Raw genomic sequence first — 24,010 nt, forward strand, 5'->3', positions numbered from 1 at the left:
ATGAAAGCAGCGGCAAAAACGCAAAAATCGAAGCGCCAGGAAGAACAGACCAACTTCATCAGTTGGCGTTTTGCGTTGCTGTGCGGCTGTATTTTACTGGCGCTGGTTTTTTTACTTGGACGCGCGGCGTGGCTACAGATTATCGCCCCGGATATGCTGGTGCGTCAGGGCGATATGCGTTCGCTGCGTGTTCAGGAAGTTTCCACCTCACGCGGTATGATTACCGACCGTTCCGGGCGTCCACTGGCGGTCAGCGTACCGGTTAAGGCGATCTGGGCCGACCCGAAAGAAGTTCATGACGCCGGCGGCATCAGCGTTGGCGATCGCTGGAAAGCGCTTTCTACTGCGCTCAATATTCCGCTCGATCAGCTCTCCGCCCGTATCAACGCCAACCCGAAAGGGCGTTTTATTTATCTGGCGCGCCAGGTAAACCCTGACATGGCGGACTACATCAAAAAACTCAAACTGCCGGGGATTCATTTGCGTGAAGAGTCCCGCCGCTACTACCCGTCAGGAGAAGTAACCGCTCACCTCATCGGTTTTACCAACGTCGACAGTCAGGGGATTGAAGGCGTTGAAAAGAGCTTTGATAAGTGGCTTACCGGTCAGCCTGGCGAGCGAATCGTGCGTAAAGACCGCTATGGCCGCGTGATTGAGGATATCTCCTCCACTGACAGTCAGGCAGCGCACAACCTGGCGTTAAGCATTGATGAACGCTTACAGGCGCTGGTTTACCGCGAACTGAACAACGCGGTGGCGTTTAACAAGGCGGAATCCGGTAGCGCGGTGCTGGTCGATGTCAATACCGGTGAAGTACTGGCGATGGCGAATAGCCCTTCCTATAACCCCAACAACCTTGCCGGTACGCCGAAAGACGCGATGCGTAACCGTACCATCACCGACGTGTTTGAACCAGGTTCTACGGTTAAGCCGATGGTGGTGATGACTGCGCTTCAGCGCGGTATCGTCAACGAAAATACGGTGTTGAATACCGTTCCATACCGAATTAACGGCCACGAAATTAAAGACGTGGCGCGCTACAGCGAATTAACCCTGACCGGGGTTCTACAGAAGTCGAGTAACGTCGGTGTATCCAAACTGGCGTTAGCGATGCCGTCCTCAGCGTTAGTAGATACTTACTCACGTTTTGGGCTAGGAAAGGCGACCAATTTGGGGTTGGTCGGAGAACGCAGTGGCTTATATCCTCAAAAACAACGGTGGTCCGACATAGAGAGGGCCACCTTCTCTTTCGGCTACGGGCTAATGGTAACGCCGTTACAGTTAGCGCGAGTCTATGCAACGATCGGCAGCTATGGCATTTATCGCCCGCTGTCGATTACCAAAGTTGATCCGCCTGTACCCGGCGAACGCATCTTCCCTGAATCCACCGTACGCACCGTGGTGCATATGATGGAAAGCGTAGCGCTGCCGGGCGGCGGCGGCGTGAAGGCGGCAATTAAAGGCTACCGTATCGCGATTAAAACCGGTACGGCGAAAAAAGTGGGGCCGGACGGTCGCTACATCAACAAATACATTGCTTACACCGCAGGCGTCGCGCCTGCGAGTCAGCCGCGCTTCGCGCTGGTGGTTGTCATCAACGATCCGCAGGCGGGTAAATACTACGGCGGCGCCGTTTCCGCGCCGGTATTTGGTGCCATCATGGGCGGCGTTCTGCGCACCATGAACATCGAACCGGACGCGCTGGCAACGGGCGAAAAAAATGAATTCGTAATTAATCAAGGCGAGGGAACAGGTGGCAGATCGTAATTTGCGCGACCTTCTTGCTCCGTGGGTGGCTGGACTACCCGCGCGAGAACTGCGAGAGATGACGCTCGACAGCCGTGTGGCTGCGGCGGGCGATCTCTTTGTGGCAGTGGTGGGTCATCAGGCGGACGGGCGTCGATATATCCCGCAGGCGATAGCGCAAGGCGTAGCTGCCATTATTGCAGAGGCGAAAGACGAGGCGAGCGACGGTGAGATTCGCGAAATGCACGGCGTACCAGTCGTCTATCTCAGCCAGCTCAATGAGCGTTTATCTGCGCTGGCGGGCCGCTTTTACCATGAGCCATCTGAAAACATGCGTCTGGTGGCGGTGACCGGCACCAATGGCAAGACCACCACCACCCAACTACTGGCGCAGTGGAGCCAGTTGCTCGGCGAAACCAGCGCAGTGATGGGGACGGTAGGTAACGGACTGTTGGGTAAAGTGATCCCGACGGAGAACACAACCGGTTCCGCAGTGGATGTTCAGCATGTGCTGGCCAATCTGGTTGCGCAGGGCGCGACCTTCGGCGCGATGGAAGTCTCTTCTCACGGCCTGGTGCAGCATCGCGTGGCGGCGCTGAAATTTGCCGCCTCCGTGTTTACTAATTTGAGCCGCGACCATCTCGACTATCATGGCGATATGGCGCATTACGAGGCGGCAAAATGGATGCTTTATTCCACCCACCATCACGGTCAGGCAATCGTCAACGCCGATGATGAAGTTGGACGCCGCTGGCTGGCGTCGCTACCCGATGCGGTCGCGGTTTCAATGGAAGGACATATCAACCCTAACTGTCACGGTCGTTGGCTGAAAGCGGAGGCGGTGGAGTACCACGACCGCGGAGCGACGATTCGTTTTGCTTCAAGCTGGGGTGAAGGCGAAATCGAAAGCCGCCTGATGGGCGCGTTTAACGTCAGCAACTTACTGCTGGCATTGGCGACGCTGCTGGCGCTGGGCTATCCGTTAACGGATTTGCTGAAAACCGCCGCGCGTTTGCAGCCGGTTTGCGGGCGTATGGAAGTGTTCACTGCGCCAGGCAAACCGACGGTGGTGGTGGATTACGCGCACACGCCGGATGCGCTGGAAAAAGCGTTGCAGGCGGCGCGCCTGCACTGCGCCGGAAAATTGTGGTGCGTCTTTGGCTGTGGCGGGGATCGTGACAAAGGTAAGCGCCCACTCATGGGGGCCATTGCCGAAGAATTCGCGGATATCGTCGTGGTGACTGACGATAACCCGCGTACCGAGGAGCCGCGCGCCATTATCAACGATATTCTGGCCGGAATGCTGGACGCCGGGCAGGTCAGGGTAATGGAAGGCCGCGCTGAGGCGGTAACCAATGCCATTATGCAGGCAAAAGACAATGACGTCGTGCTGATTGCAGGTAAAGGGCACGAGGACTACCAGATTGTCGGCACGCAGCGTCTTGATTATTCAGACCGCGTGACCGCAGCGCGTTTGCTGGGGGTGATCGCATGATTAGCGTAACGCTCAGCAAAATTGCCGATGTCCTTGGCGCCGAACACCGCGGGGCGGATCTCACGCTCGATACGGTCATTACCGACACACGGAAAGTGACGCCGGGATGCCTGTTCGTGGCGCTGAAAGGGGAACGCTTTGATGCGCATGATTTTGCTGATAAAGCAAAAGCGAACGGCGCTGGCGCCCTGCTGGTCAGTCGTCCTCTGGATATCGATCTTCCGCAGGTGATTGTAAAAGACACGCGTCAGGCATTTGGCCAACTGGCCGCCTGGGTACGTATGCAGGTACCGGCGCGGGTGGTGGCGTTAACCGGTTCGTCCGGCAAAACCTCGGTCAAAGAGATGACCGCCGCGATTCTTAGCCAGTGCGGAAATACTTTGTATACCGCAGGCAATTTTAACAACGACATCGGCGTGCCGATAACGCTGCTGCGCTTAAACCATGATTATGACTATGCGGTGATCGAGTTAGGCGCTAATCACCAGGGAGAAATCGCCTGGACCGTTAGCCTGACGCGCCCGGAAGCGGCGCTGGTCAATAACCTGGCGGCGGCGCATCTGGAAGGTTTCGGCTCGCTGGCCGGCGTGGCGAAAGCGAAAGGCGAAATCTATACCGGTTTGCCTGAGAACGGTATCGCGATTATGAATGCCGATAATAATGACTGGCTGAACTGGCAAAGCATTATTGGCGATCGTCAGGTGTGGCGCTTTTCGCCGAATGCGGCAAACAGCGACTTTACCGCTGCGAATATCCACGTGACGTCACACGGTACCGAATTTACCCTGCAAACGCCGATGGGCAGCATTGATGTGCTGCTGCCGTTGCCGGGGCGGCACAATATTGCCAACGCGCTGGCGGCCGCTGCTTTATCAATGGCGGTGGGGGCGACGCTGGCGGCGGTTAAAGCAGGGCTGGCGGCGTTAAAAGCCGTACCCGGGCGTCTGTTCCCGATTCAACTAAGTGAAAACCAACTGGTACTGGATGACGCTTATAACGCCAACGTCGGTTCGATGACCGCCGCAGTGCAGGTCCTTTCTGAAATGCCCGGCTACCGCGTGCTGGTGGTAGGCGATATGGCCGAGCTGGGCACAGAAAGCGAAGCGTGCCACCTCCAGGTTGGCGAGGCCGCAAAAGCGGCGGGTATTGATCGCGTGTTAAGCACCGGAAAACTCAGTCAGGCTATCAGCCACGCCAGCGGCGTCGGCGAACATTTTGCCGATAAAGCCGCGCTCATTGCGCGTTTACACGCTCTGCTTCAGGAGCAACCGATGATGACTATTTTAGTGAAAGGATCACGCAGCGCCGCGATGGAAGATGTGGTTCATGCGTTACAGGAGAAAGGTTCATGTTAGTTTGGCTGGCCGAGCATTTGGTCAAATATTATTCCGGCTTTAACGTCTTTTCTTATCTGACGTTTCGCGCCATCGTCAGCCTGTTGACCGCGCTGTTCATCTCTTTATGGATGGGCCCGCGTATGATCGCTCGTCTGCAAAAACTCTCTTTTGGCCAGGTGGTACGTAACGATGGCCCGGAATCGCACTTCAGTAAACGCGGTACGCCGACGATGGGCGGCATCATGATCCTGACGGCGATTGTGATTTCCGTTCTGTTATGGGCTTACCCGTCTAACCCGTACGTCTGGTGCGTGCTGGTGGTATTGATTGGCTACGGCATTATCGGTTTTGTCGATGACTACCGCAAAGTGGTGCGGAAAGATACCAAAGGGCTGATTGCGCGCTGGAAATATTTCTGGATGTCGGTTATCGCGCTCGGCGTGGCCTTTGCGCTTTATCTCGTCGGGAAAGACACACCCGCGACCCAACTGGTGGTGCCGTTCTTTAAAGATGTTATGCCGCAATTGGGGCTGTTTTACATTCTGCTGTCCTACTTTGTCATCGTCGGTACGGGTAACGCCGTAAACCTGACCGACGGGCTTGATGGTCTGGCGATTATGCCGACTGTTTTCGTTGCCGCCGGCTTTGCGCTGGTGGCCTGGGCGACCGGGAACATGAACTTCGCCAATTACCTGCATATTCCGTATTTACGCCATGCGGGCGAGCTGGTGATTGTCTGTACGGCGATTGTCGGCGCGGGATTAGGATTCTTGTGGTTTAACACCTATCCGGCGCAGGTTTTTATGGGCGACGTCGGATCGCTGGCGTTGGGCGGCGCGTTGGGCATTATCGCCGTGCTGCTGCGTCAGGAGTTCCTGCTGGTGATCATGGGCGGCGTCTTTGTGGTGGAAACTCTGTCGGTCATCCTGCAGGTGGGTTCCTTTAAACTACGCGGACAGCGTATTTTCCGTATGGCGCCTATCCATCACCACTATGAACTGAAAGGCTGGCCGGAACCGCGCGTGATTGTGCGCTTCTGGATTATTTCGCTGATGCTGGTGCTGATTGGCCTGGCAACGCTGAAGGTACGTTAATCATGGCTGATTACCAGGACAAAAACGTCGTCATTATTGGTCTGGGCTTAACCGGGCTCTCTTGCGTGGACTTTTTTCTCGCCCGCGGCGTGACGCCGCGGGTGATGGATACTCGCGTGACGCCGCCGGGTCTGGATAAGCTGCCGCAAGAGGTTGAGCGTCACGTTGGCGGCCTGAACGACGAGTGGCTCTTAGCGGCGGATTTAATCGTCGCCAGCCCTGGTATTGCTCTGGCGCATCCCTCTCTTAGCGCTGCCGCGAGCGCTGGAGTGGAAATTGTCGGCGATATCGAACTGTTTTGCCGCGAAGCGCAAGCGCCGATTGTGGCCATCACCGGCTCGAACGGCAAAAGCACCGTGACCACCTTAGTGGGCGAGATGGCGAAAGCGGCGGGCGTCAATGTCGGCGTTGGCGGCAATATCGGTCTTCCGGCGCTGATGCTGCTGGATGCCGATCGCGAATTGTACGTGCTGGAATTATCCAGTTTCCAACTGGAAACCACGTCAAGTTTGCAAGCGGCGGCGGCAACGGTGCTCAACGTCACTGAAGATCATATGGACCGGTATCCGTTTGGTTTGCAACAGTACCGGGCGGCGAAACTGCGCGTCTACGAGAAGGCGAAAGTGTGCGTAGTGAATGCCGATGACGCGTTGACGATGCCGGTACGCGGGGCCGATGAGCGCTGCGTCAGCTTTGGCGTCAATATGGGTGATTATCACCTTAATCGTCAGCAGGGCGAAACCTGGCTGCGAGTCAAAGGCGAGAAGGTGCTGAACGTGAAAGAGATGAAGCTTTCCGGGCAGCATAACTATACCAATGCGTTAGCGGCGCTGGCGCTGGCGGATGCCGTAGGTCTGCCGCGCGCCAGCAGTTTGAAGGCGTTGACGACATTTACCGGTCTGGCGCATCGCTTCCAGCTGGCGTTGGAGCATAACGGCGTACGTTGGATCAACGACTCGAAAGCGACCAACGTCGGCAGTACCGAAGCGGCGCTAAACGGTTTGCATGTGGACGGTACGCTGCATCTGCTGCTGGGCGGCGACGGTAAGTCGGCAGACTTTTCTCCGCTGGCGCGCTATCTGACCGGCGATCGTATCCGCCTGTATTGCTTTGGGCGCGATGGCGCGCAATTTGCCGCATTGCGTCCGGAAATCGCCCAACAGACTGAGACGATGGAAGAGGCGATGCGTTTGCTGGCGCCGCGCGTTCAGCCGGGTGATATGGTGCTGCTGTCGCCCGCCTGCGCCAGCCTCGATCAGTTTAAAAATTTTGAGCAACGGGGCGATGTCTTTACCCGTCTGGCGAAGGAGTTAGGTTGATGCGTTTATCTCTCCCCCGTCTGAGAATGCCGCGCGTACCAGGCTTTGGCCTCCTGGCCTGGCTGTTTGCGGCGCTTAAAGGCTGGGTGATGGCTTCGCGCGATAAAGACGCCGACAGTCTGATCATGTATGACCGCACGCTGCTATGGCTGACCTTCGGGCTGGCGGCGATTGGTTTTGTCATGGTGACGTCGGCCTCCATGCCAGTCGGGCAGCGCCTGGCGAACGATCCGTTTTTGTTTGCCAAACGTGATGCGCTCTATATCTTCCTGGCATTTTGTCTGGCGATGGTCACGCTACGTTTGCCCATGACCTTCTGGCAAAAATACAGCACGACGATGCTGATTGCGTCGATCATTATGCTGCTTATCGTGCTGGTTGTCGGGAGCTCGGTTAACGGGGCGTCGCGCTGGATTGCGCTGGGGCCGCTGCGTATTCAGCCTGCGGAGTTTACCAAGCTGTCGCTGTTCTGCTACCTCGCGAACTATCTGGTGCGTAAGGTTGATGAGGTGCGAAATAACCTGCGCGGCTTTTTAAAACCAATGGGCGTGATTCTGGTGCTGGCGGTGTTACTGCTGGCGCAGCCTGACCTCGGGACGGTGGTCGTACTGTTTGTCACCACGCTGGCGATGCTGTTTCTCGCCGGGGCGAAATTATGGCAGTTCATCGCCATTATCGGGATGGGCATCTCGGCGGTGATTCTGTTAATCCTCGCCGAACCGTATCGTATTCGCCGCGTTACCTCGTTCTGGAACCCCTGGGAAGATCCGTTCGGCAGCGGTTATCAGCTGACGCAGTCGCTGATGGCTTTTGGTCGCGGTGAGATATGGGGGCAAGGGCTGGGGAATTCGGTGCAGAAACTGGAGTATTTGCCGGAGGCGCACACCGATTTCATCTTCGCCATTATTGGGGAAGAACTGGGTTATATCGGTGTGGTATTGGCGCTTTTAATGGTATTCTTCGTCGCTTTTCGCGCGATGTCGATTGGCCGTAAGGCATTGGAGATTGACCACCGTTTTTCCGGATTTTTAGCGTGTTCTATCGGTATCTGGTTTAGTTTCCAGGCGCTGGTAAACGTTGGCGCGGCCGCGGGGATGCTGCCGACCAAAGGTCTTACGCTGCCGCTGATCAGTTATGGCGGGTCGAGTCTGTTGATTATGTCGACGGCCATTATGTTTTTATTACGTATTGATTATGAAACGCGTCTGGAAAAAGCGCAGGCGTTTACACGAGGTTCTCGATGAGTGGTCAACCGAAGCGGTTAATGGTGATGGCGGGCGGTACCGGCGGGCACGTGTTCCCGGGACTGGCCGTTGCGCATCATTTAATGGCCCAGGGCTGGCAGGTTCGCTGGCTGGGTACCGCCGATCGTATGGAAGCGGATTTAGTGCCGAAGCATGGCATCGACATTGACTTTATTCGGATCTCCGGTCTGCGCGGTAAAGGCGTAAAAGCGCTTCTGGCGGCGCCGCTGCGGATTTTTAACGCCTGGCGGCAGGCTCGGGCGATCATGAAGCGGTTTAAGCCGGATGTCGTGCTGGGAATGGGCGGTTATGTTTCCGGCCCCGGCGGTCTTGCCGCCTGGTCATTGGGTATTCCGGTCGTTTTGCATGAGCAAAACGGTATCGCCGGGCTGACCAATCAGTGGCTGGCCAAAATCGCGACCACGGTGATGCAGGCGTTTCCCGGTGCGTTTCCGAACGCGGAAGTGGTGGGTAACCCGGTGCGTACCGACGTACTGGCGTTGCCGTTGCCGCAGGTGCGTCTGGCCGGTCGTGACGGCCCGATTCGCGTGTTGGTGGTCGGCGGTTCTCAGGGGGCGCGAGTCCTGAACCAGACGATGCCGCAGGTTGCCGCCAGACTGGGCGATACGGTTACAATCTGGCATCAAAGCGGAAAAGGCGCGCAGCTCACGGTAGAGCAGGCATATGCCGGGGCGGGACAACCGCAGCATAAGGTGACGGAATTTATCGATGACATGGCCGCCGCCTATGCGTGGGCGGATGTGGTGGTATGTCGTTCCGGCGCTTTAACGGTGAGCGAGATCGCCGCCGCCGGATTACCGGCGATATTCGTGCCGTTTCAGCATAAAGACAGGCAGCAGTACTGGAATGCGCTGCCGTTAGAAAACGCCGGCGCAGCTAAGATTTTTGAGCAGCCGCAGTTTACTGTAGAGGCTGTCGCCGACACCCTGGCGGGGTGGTCGCGCGAGGCGTTGTTAACCATGGCGGAGCGTGCCCGCGCGGTATCCATTCCGGATGCTACCGAACGCGTCGCCAGTGAAGTCAGCCGGGTTGCCCGGACATAATTTGTGGCGGTGCCTTTTGCATCGCAGGGTTTTTCTACCCTCAATAATTTGGGTTGCAGGCAAGCCAACGCATCTGCAATTTGAAGTATGGCGGGTATTGGAGTTAATGGCGTAAAGAATGAATACACAACAACTGGCAAAACTGCGTTCCATCGTGCCCGAAATGCGTCGCGTTCGGCACATTCACTTTGTCGGCATCGGTGGTGCTGGTATGGGCGGTATTGCCGAAGTTCTGGCCAATGAAGGGTATCAGATCAGTGGTTCCGATTTAGCGCCGAATCCGGTGACCCAGCAGTTGACGAGCCTGGGGGCGACGATTTTCTTTAACCATCGTCCGGAAAATGTGCGTGATGCCAGCGTGGTCGTCGTTTCCAGCGCAATTTCCGCGGATAACCCGGAAATTGTCGCGGCGCATGAAGCGCGTATTCCGGTTATTCGCCGTGCGGAAATGCTGGCGGAACTGATGCGTTTTCGCCACGGCATCGCCATTGCCGGGACGCACGGAAAAACCACAACGACCGCGATGGTGTCCAGTATTTATGCCGAAGCGGGGCTGGACCCGACTTTCGTGAATGGCGGACTGGTGAAAGCCGCAGGCGTTCATGCGCGTCTGGGCCATAGTCGTTACCTGATTGCCGAGGCAGATGAGAGCGACGCATCCTTCCTGCATTTGCAGCCGATGGTCGCGATCGTCACCAACATCGAAGCCGACCATATGGATACCTATCATGGCGACTTTGAAAATTTAAAGCAGACGTTTATTAACTTCCTGCATAACCTGCCGTTCTACGGTCGCGCGGTAATGTGCGTCGACGATCCGGTCATCCGCGAGTTGCTGCCGCGGGTGGGGCGTCAGACCACGACGTATGGCTTTAGCGAGGATGCTGACGTCCGCGTAGAAGATTATCAGCAGATAGGGCCGCAGGGGCACTTTACGCTGTTGCGCCAGGGAATGCCGGATCTGCATGTCACGTTGAATGCGCCGGGTCGCCACAATGCCCTGAATGCCGCCGCGGCAGTGGCGGTAGCGACCGAAGAAGGCATCGACGATGACGCTATCCTGCGCGCGCTGGAAAGCTTCCAGGGGACCGGGCGTCGTTTTGACTTCCTCGGCGAGTTCCCGCTTGAGCCGGTGAATGGTAAAGCCGGGACGGCGATGCTGGTGGATGATTATGGCCATCATCCGACTGAAGTAGACGCCACCATTAAAGCTGCGCGAGCAGGGTGGCCGGATAAAAACCTGGTGATGCTGTTTCAGCCGCACCGTTACACGCGCACGCGCGATCTGTATGACGATTTCGCCAATGTGCTGACCCAGGTCGATGCGCTGCTGATGCTGGACGTTTACCCGGCGGGCGAAGCGCCGATTCCGGGCGCGGATAGCCGTTCTTTATGTCGCACGATTCGTAATCGGGGAAAAATTGACCCGATTCTGGTTTCCGATCCGGCTCAGGTTGCGACAATGTTAGCGCCGGTGCTGACGGGTAACGACTTGATATTAGTGCAAGGCGCAGGAAATGTTGGCAAAATTGCGCGTTACTTATCTGAAATCAAGCTGAAGCCGCAAATCCAGGAGGAAGAGCAACATGGCTGATAAAATCGCGGTCCTGTTGGGCGGAACCTCTGCGGAGCGGGACGTTTCGTTAAATTCCGGCGCGGCAGTGTTGGCCGGGCTACGTGAAGGCGGCATTGATGCGTATCCCGTCGATCCGCAAGAGGTCGATGTCGCGCAGCTTAAAGCAATGGGCTTTCAGAAGGTCTTTATTGCGTTGCATGGCCGTGGCGGTGAAGATGGCACCTTACAGGGAATGCTTGAACTGCTCGGCCTGCCTTATACCGGTAGCGGCGTGATGGCCTCGGCGCTTTCCATGGATAAACTGCGCAGTAAATTGCTGTGGCAGGGCGCAGGCTTACCGGTTGCGCCGTGGGTCGCGCTGACGCGCGCTGAGTTTGAAAAAGGCCTTAGCGAAGAACAAAAAGCGCGAATTTCGGCGCTGGGTTTACCGCTGATCGTCAAACCCAGCCGTGAAGGCTCCAGCGTCGGTATGACGAAAGTAGTAGAAGAAAATGCTTTACAGGGTGCGTTATCATTGGCTTTTCAGCATGATGACGAAATACTGATTGAGAAATGGCTGTGCGGTCCGGAATTTACGGTGGCGATAGTTGGCGAAGAAATTTTACCGTCAATTCGTATCCAACCGGCAGGAACCTTCTATGATTATGAGGCGAAGTATCTCTCTGATGAGACTCAGTATTTCTGCCCTGCCGGTTTAGAAGCGTCCCAGGAAGCCGCGCTACAGTCTCTCGTCCTGCAGGCATGGAAAGCTTTAGGCTGCACGGGATGGGGGCGTATTGACGTCATGCTGGACAGCGATGGTCAGTTTTATCTGCTGGAAGCCAATACTTCTCCGGGGATGACCAGCCATAGTCTGGTGCCGATGGCGGCGCGTCAGGCGGGAATGAGCTTCTCGCAGTTAGTGGTACGAATTCTGGAGTTGGCGGACTGATATGTCGCAGGCTGCGCTGAACACGCGAAACAGTGATGAAGAGACGCCTTCTTCACGCCGCAATAATGGAACGCGTCTTGCAGGAATTTTATTCCTGCTGACGGTACTGTGCACCGTGTTTGTTAGCGGGTGGGTCGTGTTAGGGTGGATGGAAGATGCGCAGCGTTTACCGTTATCAAAGTTGGTATTAACCGGCGAGCGTCACTACACGCGTAATGATGATATCCGTCAGGCGATACTGGCTCTGGGCGCGCCGGGAACCTTCATGACGCAGGATGTGAACATTATCCAGAGCCAGATTGAGCGTTTGCCGTGGATTAAACAGGCCAGCGTCAGAAAACAGTGGCCTGATGAATTGAAGATTCATCTGGTTGAATATGTGCCGATTGCGCGTTGGAATGATCAACATATGGTCGATGCTGAAGGGAACACCTTCAGCGTGCCGTCAGACCGCATCGGCAAACAGGTTTTACCCATGTTGTATGGCCCGGAAGGCAGCGCGAGTGAAGTGTTGCAGGGATACCGCGAGATGGGGCAGGTGCTGGCTAAGGATAAATTCACTCTAAAGGAAGCGGCGATGACCGCACGTCGCTCCTGGCAATTGACGCTTAATAACGGCATTAAGCTCAATCTCGGCAGGGGCGATACGATGAAAAGGTTGGCTCGCTTTGTAGAACTCTATCCGGTTTTACAGCAGCAGGCGCAAACCGATGGCAAACGGATTAGCTACGTTGATTTGCGTTATGACTCAGGTGCGGCAGTTGGCTGGGCGCCGCTCCCCCCTGAGGAATCTAATCAGCAACAGAATCAGGCACAGGCAGAACAACAATGATCAAGGCGACGGACAGAAAACTGGTAGTAGGACTGGAGATTGGCACCGCGAAGGTTGCCGCTTTAGTAGGGGAAGTTCTGCCCGACGGTATGGTCAATATCATTGGCGTGGGCAGTTGCCCATCGCGGGGTATGGATAAAGGCGGGGTGAATGACCTTGAGTCAGTGGTGAAATGCGTTCAGCGCGCCATTGACCAGGCGGAATTGATGGCCGATTGCCAGATCTCCTCGGTATATCTGGCGCTTTCCGGCAAACATATTAGCTGTCAGAATGAAATTGGTATGGTGCCCATTTCCGAAGAGGAAGTGACGCAAGAAGATGTGGAAAACGTCGTGCATACTGCGAAGTCAGTGCGCGTGCGCGATGAACATCGCGTGCTGCATGTGATTCCTCAGGAGTACGCCATTGACTACCAGGAAGGCATTAAAAATCCGGTCGGTCTTTCCGGCGTGCGTATGCAGGCGAAAGTACATTTGATTACCTGCCACAACGATATGGCAAAAAACATTGTCAAAGCTGTTGAACGTTGTGGTCTGAAAGTTGACCAACTGATATTTGCCGGACTGGCGGCCAGTTATTCTGTGTTAACGGAAGATGAACGTGAACTGGGCGTCTGTGTCGTGGATATCGGCGGTGGTACAATGGATATCGCCGTTTATACTGGCGGCGCGCTGCGTCATACCAAAGTGATCCCTTACGCGGGGAACGTGGTGACCAGCGATATCGCTTATGCCTTTGGTACGCCGCCGAGCGATGCTGAAGCCATTAAAGTTCGCCACGGTTGCGCGCTGGGTTCCATTGTCGGTAAAGACGAAAGCGTTGAAGTACCGAGCGTAGGCGGGCGTCCGCCGCGCAGCCTGCAACGTCAGACGCTGGCGGAAGTGATTGAGCCGCGTTACACCGAGCTGCTCAATCTGGTCAACGAAGAGATATTGCAATTACAGGAACAGCTTCGCCAACAAGGGGTAAAACATCACCTGGCGGCGGGGATTGTGTTAACCGGCGGCGCGGCGCAAATCGAAGGGCTTGCTGCTTGCGCTCAGCGCGTGTTTCATACGCAGGTGCGTATCGGCGCGCCGCTGAATATCACCGGTCTGACGGATTATGCCCAGGAGCCGTATTACTCAACGGCGGTGGGCTTGCTTCACTACGGGAAAGAGTCCCACTTAAACGGTGAAGCAGAAGTGGAAAAACGTGTTACGGCATCAGTTGGCTCGTGGATCAAGCGACTTAATAGCTGGCTGCGAAAAGAGTTTTAATTTTTATGAGGCCGCCAGATATTACGGCCTCAGGCGACAGGCACATGACGGAGAGAGATTATGTTTGAACCTATGGAACTAACCAACGACGCGGTGATTAAAGTCATCGGCGTCGGTGGTGGCGGCGGTAACGCTGTTGAACACATGGTGCGCGAGCGCATCGAAGGTGTTGAATTCTTCGCGGTGAATACCGACGCTCAGGCGTTGCGTAAAACGGCGGTTGGCCAGACCATTCAAATTGGTAGCGGCATTACCAAAGGTCTGGGCGCCGGCGCTAACCCGGAAGTCGGTCGTAACGCGGCGGACGAAGACCGTGAAGCGCTGCGTGCGGCGCTTGAAGGCGCAGACATGGTATTTATCGCGGCAGGCATGGGCGGCGGTACCGGAACCGGCGCGGCGCCAGTGGTTGCTGAAGTGGCAAAAGATTTAGGTATTCTGACCGTTGCCGTGGTGACTAAGCCTTTCAATTTTGAAGGCAAAAAGCGCATGGCATTTGCGGAGCAGGGTATCACCGAGCTGTCCAAGCATGTGGACTCGTTGATCACCATCCCGAACGACAAGCTGCTGAAAGTGCTGGGCCGTGGCATCTCCCTGCTCGACGCGTTCGGCGCGGCTAACGACGTGCTGAAAGGCGCGGTTCAGGGTATCGCAGAGCTGATCACCCGCCCGGGCCTGATGAACGTCGACTTTGCTGACGTGCGTACCGTGATGTCTGAAATGGGCTACGCAATGATGGGCTCCGGCGTGGCGAGCGGTGAAGATCGTGCGGAAGAAGCGGCTGAAATGGCTATTTCTTCTCCGCTGCTGGAAGATATCGATCTGTCCGGCGCGCGCGGCGTGTTGGTCAACATTACGGCGGGCTTCGACCTGCGTCTGGACGAGTTTGAAACCGTCGGCAACACCATTCGCGCGTTTGCGTCGGATAACGCCACCGTGGTTATCGGTACTTCTCTGGACCCGGATATGAATGATGAACTGCGCGTGACGGTAGTGGCGACCGGTATTGGTATGGACAAACGTCCGGAAATCACTCTGGTCACCAATAAACAGGTGCAGCAGCCGGTGTTGGATCGTTATCAGCAGCACGGTATGGCGCCGCTGACGCAGGAGCAAAAAACGGTCGCGAAAGTGGTTAACGACAATACACCACAGGCGGCGAAAGAGCCGGATTATCTGGATATCCCCGCATTCCTGCGTAAGCAAGCTGATTAAGAATTAGCTGGAATTTGGGATTCTGGGCTCTTTGTGCTAAACTGGCCCGCCGAATGTATAGTACACTTCGGTTGGATAGGTAATTTGGCGAGATTATACGATGATCAAACAAAGGACACTTAAACGTATCGTTCAGGCGACTGGCGTCGGTTTACACACCGGCAAAAAAGTCACCCTGACATTACGCCCTGCGCCGGCCAATACCGGGGTCATCTATCGTCGCACCGACTTGAATCCACCGGTAGATTTCCCGGCCGATGCCAAATCTGTGCGTGATACCATGCTCTGTACGTGTCTGGTGAATGAGCATGATGTACGGATTTCAACCGTTGAGCACCTGAACGCTGCTCTGGCGGGCTTAGGTATCGATAACATCGTTATTGAGGTTAATGCCCCGGAAATCCCGATCATGGATGGCAGTGCCGCTCCGTTTGTCTACCTGCTGCTTGATGCCGGTATTGATGAACTGAACTGCGCCAAAAAATTCGTACGCATCAAAGAGACTGTTCGGGTTGAAGATGGCGATAAATGGGCTGAATTCAGACCGTACAATGGTTTTACGTTGGATTTCACCATCGACTTTAACCATCCGGCGATCGATTCCAGCAGCCAGCGCTACGCGATGAACTTCTCTGCGGATGCGTTCATGCGCCAGATCAGCCGTGCGCGTACCTTCGGTTTTATGCGTGATATCGAATATCTGCAGTCCCGCGGCCTGTGCCTGGGCGGCAGCTTCGATTGTGCCATCGTTGTTGACGATTATCGCGTATTGAACGAAGACGGCCTGCGTTTTGAAGATGAATTCGTTCGTCACAAAATGCTCGACGCGATCGGTGACTTGTTCATGTGTGGTCACAATATTATTGGTGCGTTTACCGCGTATAAATCCGGTCACGCATTGAATAACAAATTGTTACAGGCAGTCCTGGCAAAACAGGAAGCCTGGGAATTTGTGACCTTCCAGGACGACGCAGAACTGCCGTTGGCTTTCAAAGCGCCTTCGACGGTACTGGCATAACGACATACGCTGTCGTATAAAATTCGACTGGTTAACCTGGCACTCTCTCCGGCCAGGCGAGCCAGTCGTTTTTTTTACTATCCTTTATCTGCGCTTTCCTTAATACAGCCATTTTGACAGGGTTAAATGGAAACACGGCGCGTTCGCTGTTTTCTTAGCCGATTTTCACCTTAGCTTCTCGTCATTACTGCTGTAGCGCGTACGCTTTAATGATAAGATTTGTGCGCAAATTGTTTTGATTCCGTAAGCCCATGAGGGGCATATCAGGTGGCAATGACGTGAGTGGAATACTGACGCGCTGGCGACAGTTAGGCAGACGATACTTCTGGCCGCATCTCTTATTAGGGATGGTCGCGGCGAGTTTTGGTTTGCCCGCGCTCAGTAACGCCGCTGAAACCAATACGCCTGCAAGGACGACCGCCAGCACCGCGTCTAAAGTTAACTTTAGCCATCTTGCGCTGTTAGAAGCCTCTAACCGTCGTCCCAATTTCACCGTAGATTACTGGCATCAGCACGCTATTCGCACGGTGATTCGCCACCTTTCTTTTGCAATGGCGCCGCAAACGCTGCCCGTTGCCGACGCGCCGTCGCCATTACAGGCGCATCATATCGCCTTACTGAATACGCTCAGCGCGATGCTCACGCAGGAGGGCACGCCGCCGGCGATTGTTCGCCGCCTCTCCCTGGCGTATTTTGCGCCACAAACCGCATTTAGCATCCCGGCCTGGATAAGTCAGGCGCAGGGTATCCGCGCCGGTCCGCAACGTCTCAGCTAACGAAAAAAGACCCTTTTACTTTATTTGTAGCTCCGCGGCGCGGGGCATTTGAGACTTTATTATGCTAATCAAATTATTAACCAAAGTATTCGGTAGCCGTAACGATCGTACGCTGCGTCGTATGCGTAAGGCCGTCAGCCTTATTAATGCGATGGAACCGGAGATGGAAAAACTCTCCGATGACGAACTGAAAGCGAAAACCAACGAATTTCGCGCCCGTATTGAAAAAGGCGAAAGCGTAGAGAGCCTGATTCCGGAAGCGTTCGCGGTGGTGCGTGAAGCCAGTAAACGCGTCTTTGGGATGCGTCACTTCGACGTTCAGCTATTGGGTGGTATGGTGCTCAACGATCGTTGTATCGCCGAAATGCGTACTGGTGAAGGTAAGACGCTGACCGCAACCCTGCCAGCCTACCTGAACGCGCTGTCCGGCAAAGGCGTTCATGTGGTGACCGTGAACGACTATCTGGCGCAGCGTGACGCCGAAAACAACCGTCCGCTATTCGAATTCCTCGGTATGTCCGTTGGTATCAACCTGCCAGGTATGCCTGCGCCAGCCAAACGTGAAGCTTACGCTGCCGACATCACTTACGGCACTAACAACGAATACGGTTTTGACTACCTGCGCGACAACATGGCATTCAGCCCGGAAGAGCGCGTGCAGCGTAAACTGCATTATGCGCTGGTGGATGAAGTCGACTCCATCCTGATCGATGAAGCGCGTACGCCGCTGATTATTTCCGGCCCGGCGGAAGATAGCTCGGAAATGTACAAAAAAGTGAACAAAATCATTCCGCACCTGATTCGTCAGGAGAAAGAAGATTCTGACACTTTCCAGGGCGAAGGCCACTTCTCCGTTGATGAGAAAGCGCGCCAGGTTAACCTGACCGAACGCGGTCTGGTGCTGATTGAAGAGCTACTGGTGCAAGAAGGCATTATGGATGAAGGCGAGTCGCTCTACTCGCCTGGCAATATTATGCTGATGCATCACGTCACCGCCGCGCTGCGCGCGCACGCGCTGTTTACCCGTGACGTGGATTACATTGTGAAAGACGGCGAAGTCATCATTGTTGATGAACATACCGGTCGTACCATGCAGGGGCGTCGCTGGTCTGACGGTCTGCACCAGGCGGTAGAAGCGAAAGAAGGCGTTGAAATTCAGAATGAAAACCAGACGCTGGCGTCTATCACCTTCCAGAACTACTTCCGTCTGTATGAAAAGCTGGCCGGTATGACCGGTACGGCGGATACTGAAGCCTTCGAATTTAGCTCTATCTATAAGCTGGACACCGTCGTTGTTCCGACCAACCGTCCGATGATCCGTAAAGATTTGCCGGATCTGGTCTACATGACCGAAGCGGAAAAAATCCAGGCCATTATCGAAGATATTAAAGAGCGTACCGCGAACGGTCAGCCAGTGCTGGTCGGGACGATTTCTATCGAGAAATCTGAAGTGGTCTCCAGAGAGCTGACCAAAGCGGGCATCAAACATAACGTCCTGAACGCAAAATTCCACGCCAACGAAGCAGGCATCGTTGCGCAGGCTGGTTATCCAGCGGCGGTCACTATCGCTACTAACATGGCGGGTCGTGGTACCGATATTATGCTGGGCGGTAGCTGGCAGGCGGAAGTCGCCGCGCTGGAAGCGCCGACGGAAGAACAGATTGCGCAGATTAAAGCGGACTGGCAGGTACGCCATGACGCGGTTCTGGCTGCCGGCGGTCTGCATATCATTGGCACCGAGCGCCATGAATCCCGCCGTATCGACAACCAGCTGCGAGGCCGTTCCGGTCGCCAGGGCGATCCGGGTTCTTCCCGTTTCTACCTGTCGATGGAAGATGCGCTGATGCGTATTTTCGCCTCCGATCGTGTCTCCGGTATGATGCGTAAACTGGGGATGAAGCCGGGCGAAGCGATTGAGCACCCGTGGGTGACGAAAGCTATCGCTAACGCGCAGCGTAAAGTAGAAAGCCGTAACTTCGATATTCGTAAGCAACTGCTGGAATATGATGATGTGGCGAACGATCAGCGCCGTGCAATTTATACCCAGCGTAACGAACTGCTGGATGTGTCTGACGTGAGCGACACCATTAACAGCATTCGCGAAGATGTCTTTAAGGCGACTATCGACGCCTACATTCCGCCGCAGTCGCTGGAAGAGATGTGGGATATCCCGGGTTTGCAGGAACGCCTGAAAAACGACTTCGACCTGGAGATGCCGATTGCCGAATGGCTGGATAAAGAGCCGGAGCTGCATGAGGAGACGCTGCGTGAGCGCATCCTGGCGCAGTCCATCGAGGTGTATCAGCGTAAAGAAGAGGTGGTTGGCGCTGAAATGATGCGTCATTTCGAAAAAGGCGTGATGCTGCAAACGCTCGATTCCCTGTGGAAAGAGCATCTGGCGGCGATGGATTACCTGCGTCAGGGTATTCATCTGCGCGGCTATGCGCAAAAAGATCCGAAGCAGGAATACAAGCGCGAATCCTTCGCTATGTTCGCCGCGATGCTGGAATCGCTGAAATATGAAGTGATCAGTACCCTGAGCAAAGTCCAGGTACGTATGCCTGAAGAGGTCGAAGCGATGGAAATGCAGCGTCGCGAAGAGGCGGAGCGCCTGGCGCAGATGCAGCAGTTAAGCCATCAGGATGACGATGCCGCCGTGGCTGCCGATCTGGCCGCCCAAACCGGCGAACGTAAGATTGGACGTAACGATCCTTGCCCTTGCGGTTCCGGTAAGAAATACAAACAGTGTCACGGTCGCCTGAGCTAATGCGATAAACTTACCGGCCTGATAAGACATAATGTGTTGCCATCAGGTCGGTGCTGGCATTATTGCCGAAGGGCGCTACGCTTATTCGGCCTGGCATTGAACACAGATAAAAAGGCGCAGGCGACTGCGCCTTTTTTATGGATGCACCAAGATGAAAAAACTGCAAATCGCGGTTGGGATTATCCGCAACCCGAACGACGAAATTTTTATTACCCGACGCGCCGCTGATGCGCATATGGCGAACAAGCTGGAATTTCCCGGCGGAAAAATTGAAGCCGACGAAACACCAGAGCAGGCGTTGATCCGGGAGCTACAGGAAGAGGTGGGGATTACGCCAACACAGGTGACATTATTCGACACTCTGGAATATCAATTCCCGGATAGACACATTACGCTGTGGTTTTGGCTGGTTGAACGCTGGGAGGGCGAACCGTGGGGGAAAGAAGGACAGCCGGGACGGTGGATCGCGCAGAACGCGTTGAATACGGAAGATTTTCCGCCGGCCAATGAACCGATTATTCGTAAATTACGCCAATTTGCGTCTTAGTGGGGGATCGCAACACGATCCCCATCGATCTTATTAGCGATTTAATGTCGACATAATTTCCGGCCAGTAGCGGGGGCCGGCGGCGGCGTCGTGAGGAAAAACCGCCTCAATTGCCGCCAGCTCCTGCGGGCTGAGGATCAGTGATAACGCGCCGAGGTTTTCATCCACTCTGGCGCAGTGGCGGGTGCCGGGAATGGGAACGATGTGCCTGTTGCGGGCCAGCAGCCAGGCCAGCGCTAATTGTGCGGGGGTACACTCTTTTTCGCGTGCCATTTGTTTTATTGCTTCAGCCAGACGTAAATTGCGCGAGAAGTTCTCACCCATGAACCTGGGATTTGTGCGACGGAAGTCATTCGCAGCAAAATCTTCTGGCGTTTTAATCGTACCGGTCAGAAATCCGCGTCCCAGCGGGCTGTAAGCGACGAATCCTATACCCAACCGTTCACAGGTGGAAAGTGCTGAAATTTCCGCTTCGCGGGACCAAAGCGAATACTCACTTTGCAGCGCGGTAATAGGGTGAACGTTATGGGCGCGTTCCAGCGTTTGCGTTGATGCTTCGGATAGCCCGAGATAACGCACTTTTCCCTCGCGCACCAGGTCCGCCATTGCACCGACAGTCTCTTCTATGGGGACTGATGGATCAACGCGATGTTGGTAGTACAGATCGATATGATCGACCCCCAGGCGTTGCAGGCTTTGCTCACAACTACGGCGAACGTACTCCGGTCTGCCATTGACGCCACGCGCCATAGGGTTAGCAGGGTCGAGAACGATACCAAATTTCGTCGCTAAAAATACCCGATCGCGACGATCGGCGATGGCTCTTCCAACTAACCTTTCATTGGTATAAGGGCCATACATATCTGCGGTATCGAGCAGTGTTACCCCCTGATCTAACGCATAATGTAGCGTCTTAATTGAGGTGCTGTCGTCATGAGCGCCGTAAAATGCGCTCATGCCCATACATCCCAGTCCGATGGCTGACACTCGCGGTCCGTTTGCGCCTAATGTACGATATTGCATACTACCTCCAGGAGGATATTTTGTGCATGGCAGGCAGTCTATACCTGGCGTATAAGATGAAAAATAGGGGGAATAAGCATGGTTTATGAAGGCTGGCTTAATAATGCGTCATGATGTGATGTCCATATTGCATGCTTTTTGCATGATTGCTGAAAACCATAGCTTCACGCGGGCAGCGGCGCAGTTACATATTTCCACGTCGGCGTTAAGTCAGAATATGCGCCAACTGGAGGATGAACTTGGCGTGAAATTGTTGAACCGAACCACCCGGCGTGTCGGTTTGACAGAAGCAGGACATGCCTTTCTTGCCAGTATCAGGCCCGCATTAAACCATATTGATGAGGCGATGGAACATGCCCGCCAGAGCCGCGATATACCCGGAGGGACATTACGCCTGACCGTACCGCGCACGGCGGCTACGCTTTTGTTACAACCTAATCTCGCCGGTTTCATGCGCGATTATCCCGATATTCGGCTGGATATCGATGTGAATGACGGTTTTGTGGATTTAATTAACGAACGCTTTGATGCCGGTATTCGCTTTGGCGATGCGGTACAACTTGATATGAATGTCGTTCCGCTCGGTGATGTTTTACGCCCGGCGATCGTAGCATCCCCTGCATACCTTGCGCGTTTTGGCACGCCGCTGCACCCTCAGGAACTCATCAATCACCGCTGCCTTTGCCATCGTTTTACGCGTGAGAGCGGGCTATATCGGTGGGAGTTTGTTCACGGAGCGCAACGGCTGGAAATTACGCCGGAAGCCGCGTTAATGGTGAATGATAAAGCGTTGCGTCTCTCCGCCGCGCGTGATGGGGCAGGGCTAACCTATGTTTTTGAACAGGATGTCCACGAAGACTTACAGGATGGGCGGTTGTGTTCCGTACTTGAGGAGTGGCTGCCTGCGGCGGACCGGTTTTATTTGTATTATCCCGGCCGCGCGCATATGGCGCCAAAACTACGCGTATTTATTGATTATTTTTGTCATAAAGCGATATTGCCATCTCAACAGAGCCATCACTGTTAGCGCTCTTCGCTCCAGTCGTCGCTATCAGACTGGTCGCCGCTGCTGGCGATTCGTTTCTCTTCGGCGGCCCATTCGCCCAAATCAATTAACTGACAGCGTTTAGAACAAAATGGGCGGAAGGGGCTAATTTCCCCCCAGACGACCGGTTTACCGCAGGTCGGACAGTTTACGACGGTCACGTCAGACATTTTTACTCCTTAGCAACAGGCCAGTTCAAAATCAAGACGCTCCGGCACCAGACCATTTTCACTATCCAGCGGCATAAAGCGAATGGCAAAACGGCTCTTATGGCCGGAAATTTGCGGATAAAGTTGTGAATCGAGCATCAGCATAAGACGCAGCAAATCGGCGTCGTCCCCGTTATCCTGATAAAAACCGTTCAGGCTGGTTTGCTTACGGAAAGGTGCTGAATTACGGATCAGATCAAGCACCAAAGTCAGCGCCTGGGTGAGGGGATTCAGGCTGGCAAGCCAGCTTTCAATCTGGGCGTCGCGCTGCGCCTGTTGTAGGTGTAACCAGATATGCAGAGTGGGTAAATCGAAACTGCAACAGCCGCCAGGAATACTTAAGCGTTGACGCACAAGGGCAATCAAGCGATCTTCGCGTAGCTGCTGGCCAATCCTCGGGGCGGAGATCAGCACGCTGCCCGCGGATTTTAACTGCTGGCGCAGGGCTTCAATACGGTCTTGATCGACGCCGGGAACCTCAACCCAGGCCTGTAATTTACGCTGCTGGCGCTCCAGTTCTTTCAGCAGTTCGGTACGGACTTCGCCCCGTTCGAACACATCCAGTAGATCGCTGATGTTACGGAAAAAATGCAGTGCGCCAGCATGGTCTGCAATTGGCAGGTTGATGGAGAGCTGTTGGATCAAAAACTCTATGCGCAGCCACGTACGCATCTTCTCATTGAGAGGGTGTTCAAATAGGACCTGGGTGTGCATTACGGTTTTTCCTGTGAGACAAACTGCGACGCGAGCTTAAGATAACTGGCGTGCAGGCGGGCCACATCTGATGCGATAGCATCCGGTGCGCCGTTATTATCAATAACATCGTCCGCCACGGCAAGGCGCGCTTCACGCGTCGCCTGCGCAGCGAGAATGTGTTCAACATGCTCGCGCGTAACATCATCACGCTGCATTGTGCGTATGAGCTGCGTTTCGGGCGTCACGTCAACCACCAGTACGCGGTTGGCTTTTTGATACAGCCTGTTTTCAACCAGCAGAGGCACAACCCATAACACATAGGGCGACGTAGCCTGTTGAAACTGTCGTTGGGTTTCCTGCTGAATTAAGGGGTGAAGCAGAGCGTTAAGCCAGGCTTTTTCTTCCGGATGCGAAAAAATACGCTCACGCAGCGCCCGGCGGCGTAACGTGCCGTCGGCGGCGATAAGTTCAGAACCAAAATGTTCCGCTATTGCGTTCAGGGCGGGCTGCCCTGGCTCAACCATCTGGCGCGCGATAATATCCGCGTCGATGACGGTTATTCCGAGGTCAGCGAAGGCATCAGCGACGGTACTTTTACCGCTGCCAATACCGCCGGTTAAGGCTACGGTATACCTCATATCTCCAGCTTCCGGAATTTTAGTTTGACAATCAAAAGGTTAAATTTTAAGCATGCAAAGACGATACGCTCTGAGCATTAACCTACTATTCGCCAGGTAAATTTATGGGATTGTAACGTAAAAAAAGAGAATTTCGCAGTCTTGTACGGCCATGATTAGTGCGTATGATAGCGTCACTGGAG

General features: G+C 54.8%; 21 protein-coding genes. 17 read left to right on the forward strand and 4 right to left on the reverse strand.

The window, feature by feature from the left end; all coding sequences use genetic code 11:
• The 16 genes from ftsI (at position 1) to mutT (ending at position 20,217) form a co-directional block, all read left to right on the forward strand.
• Positions 1-1,767: a peptidoglycan glycosyltransferase FtsI gene (gene ftsI, locus ACH0WD_RS10555; protein ID WP_000642235.1), complete on the forward strand. Its 1,767-nt coding sequence runs from the start codon at positions 1-3 to the stop codon at positions 1,765-1,767.
• Positions 1,754-3,241: a UDP-N-acetylmuramoyl-L-alanyl-D-glutamate--2,6-diaminopimelate ligase gene (gene murE / locus ACH0WD_RS10560; RefSeq protein ID WP_000775066.1), complete on the forward strand. Its 1,488-nt coding sequence runs from the start codon at positions 1,754-1,756 to the stop codon at positions 3,239-3,241. Before ftsI ends, murE begins: the two co-directional genes overlap by 14 nt.
• Positions 3,238-4,596: a UDP-N-acetylmuramoyl-tripeptide--D-alanyl-D-alanine ligase gene (gene murF, locus ACH0WD_RS10565; RefSeq protein WP_000626635.1), complete on the forward strand. Its 1,359-nt coding sequence runs from the start codon at positions 3,238-3,240 to the stop codon at positions 4,594-4,596. Before murE ends, murF begins: the two co-directional genes overlap by 4 nt.
• Positions 4,590-5,672: a phospho-N-acetylmuramoyl-pentapeptide-transferase gene (gene mraY / locus ACH0WD_RS10570; protein WP_000964138.1), complete on the forward strand. Its 1,083-nt coding sequence runs from the start codon at positions 4,590-4,592 to the stop codon at positions 5,670-5,672. The genes murF and mraY overlap by 7 nt, the downstream gene beginning before the upstream one ends.
• A gap of 2 nt (positions 5,673-5,674) precedes the next feature.
• Entirely contained in the window at positions 5,675-6,991 is a 1,317-nt protein-coding gene (murD, locus tag ACH0WD_RS10575; RefSeq protein WP_000796440.1) for a UDP-N-acetylmuramoyl-L-alanine--D-glutamate ligase, read from the forward strand.
• Positions 6,991-8,235, forward strand: coding sequence for a cell division protein FtsW (ftsW, locus tag ACH0WD_RS10580; protein ID WP_001239803.1), 1,245 nt, complete (start codon positions 6,991-6,993; stop codon positions 8,233-8,235). The genes murD and ftsW overlap by 1 nt, the downstream gene beginning before the upstream one ends.
• The gene (murG, locus tag ACH0WD_RS10585; protein WP_000016613.1) at positions 8,232-9,299 is read left to right on the forward strand and encodes an undecaprenyldiphospho-muramoylpentapeptide beta-N-acetylglucosaminyltransferase; all 1,068 of its coding nucleotides are present in this window, start codon (positions 8,232-8,234) and stop codon (positions 9,297-9,299) included. The genes ftsW and murG overlap by 4 nt, the downstream gene beginning before the upstream one ends.
• A gap of 118 nt (positions 9,300-9,417) precedes the next feature.
• The gene (gene murC, locus ACH0WD_RS10590) at positions 9,418-10,893 is read left to right on the forward strand and encodes a UDP-N-acetylmuramate--L-alanine ligase (RefSeq protein WP_001096072.1); all 1,476 of its coding nucleotides are present in this window, start codon (positions 9,418-9,420) and stop codon (positions 10,891-10,893) included.
• On the forward strand, positions 10,886-11,806 hold the full coding sequence (locus ACH0WD_RS10595) for a D-alanine--D-alanine ligase (protein ID WP_000763903.1): 921 nt from the start codon (positions 10,886-10,888) through the stop codon (positions 11,804-11,806). Before murC ends, ACH0WD_RS10595 begins: the two co-directional genes overlap by 8 nt.
• Position 11,807: 1 nt before the next feature.
• Positions 11,808-12,638: a cell division protein FtsQ gene (ftsQ, locus tag ACH0WD_RS10600; RefSeq protein WP_000075728.1), complete on the forward strand. Its 831-nt coding sequence runs from the start codon at positions 11,808-11,810 to the stop codon at positions 12,636-12,638.
• A complete protein-coding gene (gene ftsA, locus ACH0WD_RS10605; protein WP_000588463.1) occupies positions 12,635-13,897 on the forward strand; it encodes a cell division protein FtsA in 1,263 nt (420 codons plus the stop codon). The genes ftsQ and ftsA overlap by 4 nt, the downstream gene beginning before the upstream one ends.
• Before the next feature lie 60 nt (positions 13,898-13,957).
• Complete coding sequence (gene ftsZ, locus ACH0WD_RS10610; RefSeq protein WP_000462785.1) at positions 13,958-15,109, forward strand: cell division protein FtsZ; 1,152 nt, start codon at positions 13,958-13,960, stop codon at positions 15,107-15,109.
• 100 nt (positions 15,110-15,209) lie between these two features.
• Positions 15,210-16,127, forward strand: a complete 918-nt coding sequence (gene lpxC / locus ACH0WD_RS10615) for a UDP-3-O-acyl-N-acetylglucosamine deacetylase (RefSeq protein ID WP_000595487.1) — start codon at positions 15,210-15,212, stop codon at positions 16,125-16,127.
• A 278-nt stretch (positions 16,128-16,405) separates the two neighbouring features.
• Positions 16,406-16,903 (forward strand): secA translation cis-regulator SecM, encoded by a 498-nt coding sequence (secM, locus tag ACH0WD_RS10620; RefSeq protein WP_000014336.1) that lies wholly within the window; start codon positions 16,406-16,408, stop codon positions 16,901-16,903.
• 61 nt (positions 16,904-16,964) lie between these two features.
• Positions 16,965-19,670 carry a preprotein translocase subunit SecA gene (secA, locus tag ACH0WD_RS10625; protein WP_000905756.1) on the forward strand — a complete coding sequence of 902 codons (2,706 nt, stop codon included), beginning with the start codon at positions 16,965-16,967 and terminating at the stop codon, positions 19,668-19,670.
• Positions 19,671-19,821: 151 nt separating this feature from the next.
• Positions 19,822-20,217 carry an 8-oxo-dGTP diphosphatase MutT gene (gene mutT / locus ACH0WD_RS10630; RefSeq protein ID WP_000736059.1) on the forward strand — a complete coding sequence of 132 codons (396 nt, stop codon included), beginning with the start codon at positions 19,822-19,824 and terminating at the stop codon, positions 20,215-20,217.
• Between the two features lie 33 nt (positions 20,218-20,250).
• Here the strand turns inward: mutT and ACH0WD_RS10635 are convergent, their stop codons facing one another.
• Positions 20,251-21,240: an aldo/keto reductase gene (locus tag ACH0WD_RS10635; protein WP_001200033.1), complete on the reverse strand. Its 990-nt coding sequence runs from the start codon at positions 21,238-21,240 to the stop codon at positions 20,251-20,253.
• An 85-nt stretch (positions 21,241-21,325) separates the two neighbouring features.
• On the opposite strand from ACH0WD_RS10635, the gene ACH0WD_RS10640 reads away from it, so the two are divergent.
• Complete coding sequence (locus ACH0WD_RS10640) at positions 21,326-22,267, forward strand: LysR family transcriptional regulator (protein ID WP_001622534.1); 942 nt, start codon at positions 21,326-21,328, stop codon at positions 22,265-22,267.
• Here ACH0WD_RS10640 and yacG read toward each other — a convergent pair.
• From yacG to coaE, 3 genes are read right to left on the reverse strand one after another with little or no spacing between them, the layout of a single operon-like run.
• The gene (gene yacG / locus ACH0WD_RS10645; RefSeq protein ID WP_001286419.1) at positions 22,264-22,455 is read right to left on the reverse strand and encodes a DNA gyrase inhibitor YacG; all 192 of its coding nucleotides are present in this window, start codon (positions 22,453-22,455) and stop codon (positions 22,264-22,266) included. The genes ACH0WD_RS10640 and yacG overlap by 4 nt on opposite strands.
• Before the next feature lie 9 nt (positions 22,456-22,464).
• Positions 22,465-23,208, reverse strand: coding sequence for a cell division protein ZapD (zapD, locus tag ACH0WD_RS10650; RefSeq protein WP_000557440.1), 744 nt, complete (start codon positions 23,206-23,208; stop codon positions 22,465-22,467).
• A complete protein-coding gene (gene coaE, locus ACH0WD_RS10655; protein ID WP_001270913.1) occupies positions 23,208-23,828 on the reverse strand; it encodes a dephospho-CoA kinase in 621 nt (206 codons plus the stop codon). Before coaE ends, zapD begins: the two co-directional genes overlap by 1 nt.
• Positions 23,829-24,010: the final 182 nt, after the last annotated feature.

It is taken from the genome of Salmonella sp. 2020_1395 (assembly GCF_043848115.1).
In the GTDB taxonomy this organism is placed as follows: Bacteria; Pseudomonadota; Gammaproteobacteria; order Enterobacterales; family Enterobacteriaceae; genus Salmonella; species Salmonella enterica.

Bases quoted from the DNA above. Each gene is read 5' to 3' on its own strand.
- ftsI (WP_000642235.1), top strand. From the start codon at position 1: ATGAAAGCAGCGGCAAAAACGCAAAAATCGAAGCGCCAGGAAGAACAG.
- murF (WP_000626635.1), top strand. From the start codon at position 3,238: ATGATTAGCGTAACGCTCAGCAAAATTGCCGATGTCCTTGGCGCCGAA.
- mraY (WP_000964138.1), top strand. From the start codon at position 4,590: ATGTTAGTTTGGCTGGCCGAGCATTTGGTCAAATATTATTCCGGCTTT.
- murD (WP_000796440.1), top strand. From the start codon at position 5,675: ATGGCTGATTACCAGGACAAAAACGTCGTCATTATTGGTCTGGGCTTA.
- ftsW (WP_001239803.1), top strand. From the start codon at position 6,991: ATGCGTTTATCTCTCCCCCGTCTGAGAATGCCGCGCGTACCAGGCTTT.
- murG (WP_000016613.1), top strand. From the start codon at position 8,232: ATGAGTGGTCAACCGAAGCGGTTAATGGTGATGGCGGGCGGTACCGGC.
- murC (WP_001096072.1), top strand. From the start codon at position 9,418: ATGAATACACAACAACTGGCAAAACTGCGTTCCATCGTGCCCGAAATG.
- ACH0WD_RS10595 (WP_000763903.1), top strand. From the start codon at position 10,886: ATGGCTGATAAAATCGCGGTCCTGTTGGGCGGAACCTCTGCGGAGCGG.
- ftsQ (WP_000075728.1), top strand. From the start codon at position 11,808: ATGTCGCAGGCTGCGCTGAACACGCGAAACAGTGATGAAGAGACGCCT.
- ftsA (WP_000588463.1), top strand. From the start codon at position 12,635: ATGATCAAGGCGACGGACAGAAAACTGGTAGTAGGACTGGAGATTGGC.
- ftsZ (WP_000462785.1), top strand. From the start codon at position 13,958: ATGTTTGAACCTATGGAACTAACCAACGACGCGGTGATTAAAGTCATC.
- lpxC (WP_000595487.1), top strand. From the start codon at position 15,210: ATGATCAAACAAAGGACACTTAAACGTATCGTTCAGGCGACTGGCGTC.
- secA (WP_000905756.1), top strand. From the start codon at position 16,965: ATGCTAATCAAATTATTAACCAAAGTATTCGGTAGCCGTAACGATCGT.
- mutT (WP_000736059.1), top strand. From the start codon at position 19,822: ATGAAAAAACTGCAAATCGCGGTTGGGATTATCCGCAACCCGAACGAC.
- ACH0WD_RS10635 (WP_001200033.1), bottom strand. From the start codon at position 21,240: ATGCAATATCGTACATTAGGCGCAAACGGACCGCGAGTGTCAGCCATC.
- ACH0WD_RS10640 (WP_001622534.1), top strand. From the start codon at position 21,326: ATGAAGGCTGGCTTAATAATGCGTCATGATGTGATGTCCATATTGCAT.
- yacG (WP_001286419.1), bottom strand. From the start codon at position 22,455: ATGTCTGACGTGACCGTCGTAAACTGTCCGACCTGCGGTAAACCGGTC.
- zapD (WP_000557440.1), bottom strand. From the start codon at position 23,208: ATGCACACCCAGGTCCTATTTGAACACCCTCTCAATGAGAAGATGCGT.
- coaE (WP_001270913.1), bottom strand. From the start codon at position 23,828: ATGAGGTATACCGTAGCCTTAACCGGCGGTATTGGCAGCGGTAAAAGT.